The sequence below is a fragment of the uncultured Marinobacter sp. genome (assembly GCF_963974375.1).
GTDB lineage: Bacteria > Pseudomonadota > Gammaproteobacteria > Pseudomonadales > Oleiphilaceae > Marinobacter.
Genome location: NZ_CAXBDN010000315.1, coordinates 1 through 4,457 on the forward strand (window position 1 = coordinate 1; position 4,457 = coordinate 4,457).

The 4,457-nt window shown below is 58.9% G+C and carries 6 protein-coding genes; 5 read left to right on the forward strand and 1 reads right to left on the reverse strand.

Annotated elements, in window-relative coordinates; genetic code table 11:
• The first annotated feature begins 34 nt into the window (after nucleotides 1-34).
• The 5 genes from AAC035_RS19025 (at nucleotide 35) to AAC035_RS19045 (ending at nucleotide 4,299) form a co-directional block, all read left to right on the forward strand.
• Nucleotides 35-889: a hypothetical protein gene (locus AAC035_RS19025; RefSeq protein WP_339806687.1), complete on the forward strand. Its 855-nt coding sequence runs from the start codon at nucleotides 35-37 to the stop codon at nucleotides 887-889.
• Between the two features lie 54 nt (nucleotides 890-943).
• On the forward strand, nucleotides 944-1,615 hold the full coding sequence (locus AAC035_RS19030; RefSeq protein ID WP_339806683.1) for a TetR/AcrR family transcriptional regulator: 672 nt from the start codon (nucleotides 944-946) through the stop codon (nucleotides 1,613-1,615).
• 157 nt (nucleotides 1,616-1,772) lie between these two features.
• Nucleotides 1,773-2,234: a L,D-transpeptidase gene (locus tag AAC035_RS19035; RefSeq protein WP_339806688.1), complete on the forward strand. Its 462-nt coding sequence runs from the start codon at nucleotides 1,773-1,775 to the stop codon at nucleotides 2,232-2,234.
• Nucleotides 2,235-2,302: 68 nt separating this feature from the next.
• The gene (locus tag AAC035_RS19040; RefSeq protein ID WP_339806684.1) at nucleotides 2,303-3,529 is read left to right on the forward strand and encodes a mechanosensitive ion channel family protein; all 1,227 of its coding nucleotides are present in this window, start codon (nucleotides 2,303-2,305) and stop codon (nucleotides 3,527-3,529) included.
• Nucleotides 3,529-4,299 (forward strand): S-methyl-5'-thioinosine phosphorylase, encoded by a 771-nt coding sequence (locus tag AAC035_RS19045; protein ID WP_339806686.1) that lies wholly within the window; start codon nucleotides 3,529-3,531, stop codon nucleotides 4,297-4,299. The genes AAC035_RS19040 and AAC035_RS19045 overlap by 1 nt, the downstream gene beginning before the upstream one ends.
• 60 nt (nucleotides 4,300-4,359) lie before the next feature.
• On the opposite strand, the gene AAC035_RS19050 is transcribed toward AAC035_RS19045, so the two are convergent.
• A partial coding sequence (locus AAC035_RS19050) for a CsiV family protein (RefSeq protein WP_339806689.1) occupies nucleotides 4,360-4,457 on the reverse strand: 98 nt, incomplete at its 5' end.

The window sequence follows — 4,457 nt, forward strand, 5'->3', positions numbered from 1 at the left end:
GGCAGGCGCTGCCGCAGAATCGCCGGCGCCCCCGGTGGCGTCTGCTGGCAGTCGATCTTCACCGGCTACTGCAACTGCTGCAGAAGGAGAGATGGCCAGGCAGGCGGGGGATGGCACCACCGGGCAAGCCGGTGCGGCCAGTCAGGCGGAAGTTGCCGAAGCAACCACCAGCGACGGTGTCGAGAAACGATTTGCCGAGTCGAGACAGCGGCGGTTACGCCGCCTGCTGCGTCAGTGTGAACGGGTAACCCTGATGGATTTCAATACCCTCGCCCTGTCGGGCTGGCCGGATAATTTCAGTCTGAGCATGGCCAGGCGGCGGCGCGATACCTGGCTGCTGGGCGCCAGCGTTGCAGCCCTGGTGTTTCTCAGTGGCATGACCGGGTTTGTGCCTGCATGGTTCGCCGGTGGCGGTTTTGGCGCTTTTGTGGTGATCCTGTTGCTGGGTTTCCCCCCGATACGACGTCTGTACAGCTCCCGGCCGTCCTATCTGGATCTTCTTATGCAGCGTCAGCAACTGCTGAGGGACGCCCGCAAACACGTTGCACATCTTGAGGGTGATCTGGGTCTGATCTGGCAGTGCAATGAGCTCTCGGAATTCAACACAACGTTAAGCGCGCCTCGCTTCAGCACACTGCGACATCTCTCCGAGCAAAGGCGCCTGTCGGCCTCGCTGAATCAACGGGAGCATATCCGGCTCTATCTGATTTTTCTGCTGGAAGCGGAGAAGGCCTACGAGCGCATGCAGTCGGCATATTTTGAAGGACACCGGCAGGCTATCGACAAGGGCTGGCAATCCGTTGCCGAAACCGCCACGGATACCATCGTGGATAAGGACACAGGCACGGTTGCAGGCGAAACGACTGGCGATCAGGGCAAGGCTTCTTGACAATGTCTCATTTCAAACGTATGTTTTAAACATTCGTTTATATGAGGTGGTGTTGTGGCGCAGTCGGATACGGTTGACAAGATTCTGGATGCAGCGGAAGAGCTGTTTGCCGCGCAGGGCTTTGCGGAAACTTCCCTGAGGATGATCACCGGTAAGGCGGGTGTCAACCTTGCGGCGGTAAACTACCACTTCGGCTCCAAGAATGCCCTGATTCAGGCGGTGTTTGCCCGTTTTCTGACTCCCTTTTCTGCCACACTTGAAGAAGAGTTCGACGAACTTGAAGCCCGTCCCGGTGAGCGCCAGCCCACCATTGAAGAGTTGCTCGGGGCCCTGACCGGCAGTGCGGTACGTATGCCCCAGCGCAATGAGCGCGGCATCTCCATTTTCATGCGGCTGCTGGGACTTGCCTATACCCAGTCCCAGGGGCATCTGCGGGAATATCTGGAAGTGGAGTATCGCGATATATTCAGCCGGTTCATGCGGCTGCTGAAGGAAGCGACCCCCCAGCTGTCCTCGGTAGACCGTTACTGGCGTATCCAGTTCATGCTCGGGGCAACCGCGTTTACCATGTCCAGCAGTGATGCCCTGCGGGGCATTCTGCAAGCCAAGACCGGTGTCGAAACCCAGATCCAGGAAATTGCCTCCCGGCTGATTCCGTTCCTGGCCGCCGGAATGCAGGCCAAAGATGCCATGATGGTTCCCCGCTCGGAAGCCTCGGTCGCCTGAGGCTGCCCTGCTGCCCCTCCCGGTTTGAGGTTTTGCCGCTTGTCTCTGCCCCCAAGGTTCGTTAGCCTTTAGCTCCGGTTTTAACGCTGGCCGCCCTGGTTTGCGGCTTTGACGGAGTGTCTCTGTGCCCAAGAATGGTGGTCCGGTCCGGCTATTGGTGGATCTCGAACGTCAGCAGCTGGAGCTGCGGGCAAACGATCGGATACGCGGCAGCTGGCCCGTATCCACCGCACTGAATGGCCCCGGCCAGGCTCAGGATTCTGGCTGCACGCCTTCTGGTGAGCATTATATCCGTGCCCGCATCGGTGAGGGTGAGCCGGAGGGGGCCGTGTTTGTGGGTCGTCGACCGACCGGAGAAGTCTGGTCGCCGCAACTGGCATCGGCGTTTCCGCAACGGGACTGGATTCTGACCCGGATTCTCTGGCTTAGCGGTCGGCAATGGGGCCACAATCTCGGTCCCGGTGTCGACAGTTTCCGCCGCTTTATCTATATCCACGGCACGCCGGATACGGAACCCATGGGGGTACCCCGCTCTCATGGTTGCGTGCGCATGCGCAACAGGGATCTGCTGGAGCTGTTTCCACAGGTGGCGCCAGGTACGCCGGTGACCATTGTCTGACAGGATTTGTGCCGCCCTTCAGGTCGGTATGCCCTTTGTAATACCCCTCGGTTCAACAGGAGTACAAGGTGGAAGAAACACCGGAGGTCTTCACCGATCTCGTCGAAAGCTGGAGTCTGGTGCCTGAAAACTGGCGTGTTGTCAGTGTTGTTTTCCTGCTGGTGCTGGCAACAGCGCTGGTGGCCTTCGTGGTCAGTCGCGTCATTCTGGCGCTTGAGCGCCGGTTCCAGAAAACCGATAACATCTGGGACGATGTCTTTCTGCATGCGTTGCGCAAACCGGCGGTGGTGTTTGTCTGGTTGCAGGGCGTGTACTGGGCGGCGGAAATTGCCTATCGCTACTCCGAAGCAGAAATTTTCTCGTTCAATGACAAACTGCTTGAGCTTGGTTTCATCTGGCTGATTGTATGGACAATTCTTGGAGCGATTCGTCACGCCGAGAAAGTTCTGATATCGCCGGACAAGGTCAAGAAACCGGTTGATTACACCACGCTGACCGCGATCGGAAAACTGCTGCGGGCCGTAGTGGTCATCACCGCGGTTCTTACCGCCATGCAATCCCTGGGCTACAGTATTTCCGGCGTGCTGGCATTCGGCGGTGTCGGCGGTATCGCAGTGGGCTTCGCCGCCCGGGATCTGCTGGCAAACTTCTTCGGCGGTTTTATTGTCTATATGGACAAGCCGTTCAAGGTGGGTGACTGGGTGCGGTCTCCGGACCGGAACATTGAGGGCACGGTCGAAGAGATTGGCTGGCGGATCACCACCATCCGGACCTTTGATCAGCGACCTCTGTACGTGCCCAACGCCGTCTTTTCCACCGTTGCAGTGGAGAATCCGTCACGGATGAGAAATCGCCGCATATCCGAAACTATCGGTGTCCGCTATGGCGACGTCCATGCTGTGCGGGAAATCGTGAACGAAATCCGCAGCATGCTTGAAGGGCATGAGGAAATTGATACCGAACGGACGTTGATCGTCAACTTTCTGGCGTTCAACGATTCGTCACTGGATATCATGGTGTATACCTTCACCAAGACCACTCAATGGGTCAAATTCCACGCGGTCAAGGAAGACGTGTTGCTGAAGATCAGCGATATTATTGAATCCCACGGTGCTGAAGTGGCCTTTCCGAGCCGGACTCTGTATGTGCCGGACGCCGTCAGGGTGGCGGCTGAGCGGGCTCAGAGTTCCAGCGAGCACGACGACTCCGACCAGGCCGCCTCTGATGTGCCGATCAAGCAGCCCACGGGCCCAGGACAAACCACACGCCAGGGCGATGCGCCGGGAGAAGACTGATGACAAACGCTGTCGGTACCAGGGCTGAAGCGGTCGCCATTTTGGGTGGCACGGGTCTGACTGAACTTGAAGGGCTGAGGGTAACCGGTGAACAGCTTCACCAGACGCCCTGGGGCGCGCCTTCCGGCCCTGTGGTTCATGGTGAACTGGCGGGTAAGAAGGTGCTGTTCATGGCGCGCCATGGGCATCCTCATCGTATTCCGCCCCATCAGGTAAATTACCGGGCCAACCTCTGGGCACTCAAGGAAGCAGGTGCCTCGGTGGTGATTGGCGTCAATGCCGTTGGCGGGATTCCCGCCGATATGGGGCCGGCGACGGTGGTGGTGCCGGATCAGCTCATTGATTACACCTGGGGGAGGGGGCATACCTTTTTTGAAGGTGATCTCGAGGGGGTGACGCATATCGACTTCACTTTCCCCTACACCGAGTCAGTCCGACAGACGCTGCTTGCAGCCGCTGCCCGGCGTCAGCTTCCGGTGGTTGACTATGGCGTCTATGGGGCGACCCAGGGGCCCAGGCTTGAGACTGCAGCGGAAGTGCTGAGGCTGGAACGGGACGGCTGTCATATTATCGGTATGACCGGTATGCCGGAAGCCGCCCTGGCGGCGGAGCTGGAGCTGAAGTACGCCTGCCTGGCGCTGGTTGTTAACTGGGCGGCGGGCAAGTCAGAGCACATCATCACCATGGCCGAGATCCAGGCGGCCATTGACGAGGGTATGTCAGCAGTGCGGGCCGTGCTGGAAGAATCGATTCCGGCGCTGATGGGCTGAGTTGCCGCTGAGCGGAGGCCGGTACCCACTGAAGGCACTGGCTTCAGTATCGGCAGCCGGTCAGGATTCCAGTTTGCGGAAAAATACCAGTACGCCGATGGTGGGGGAGTCGAGAAAGTGAATTTCCTCGCTGCGCATGCGGCGGGGTTCGTGGATCC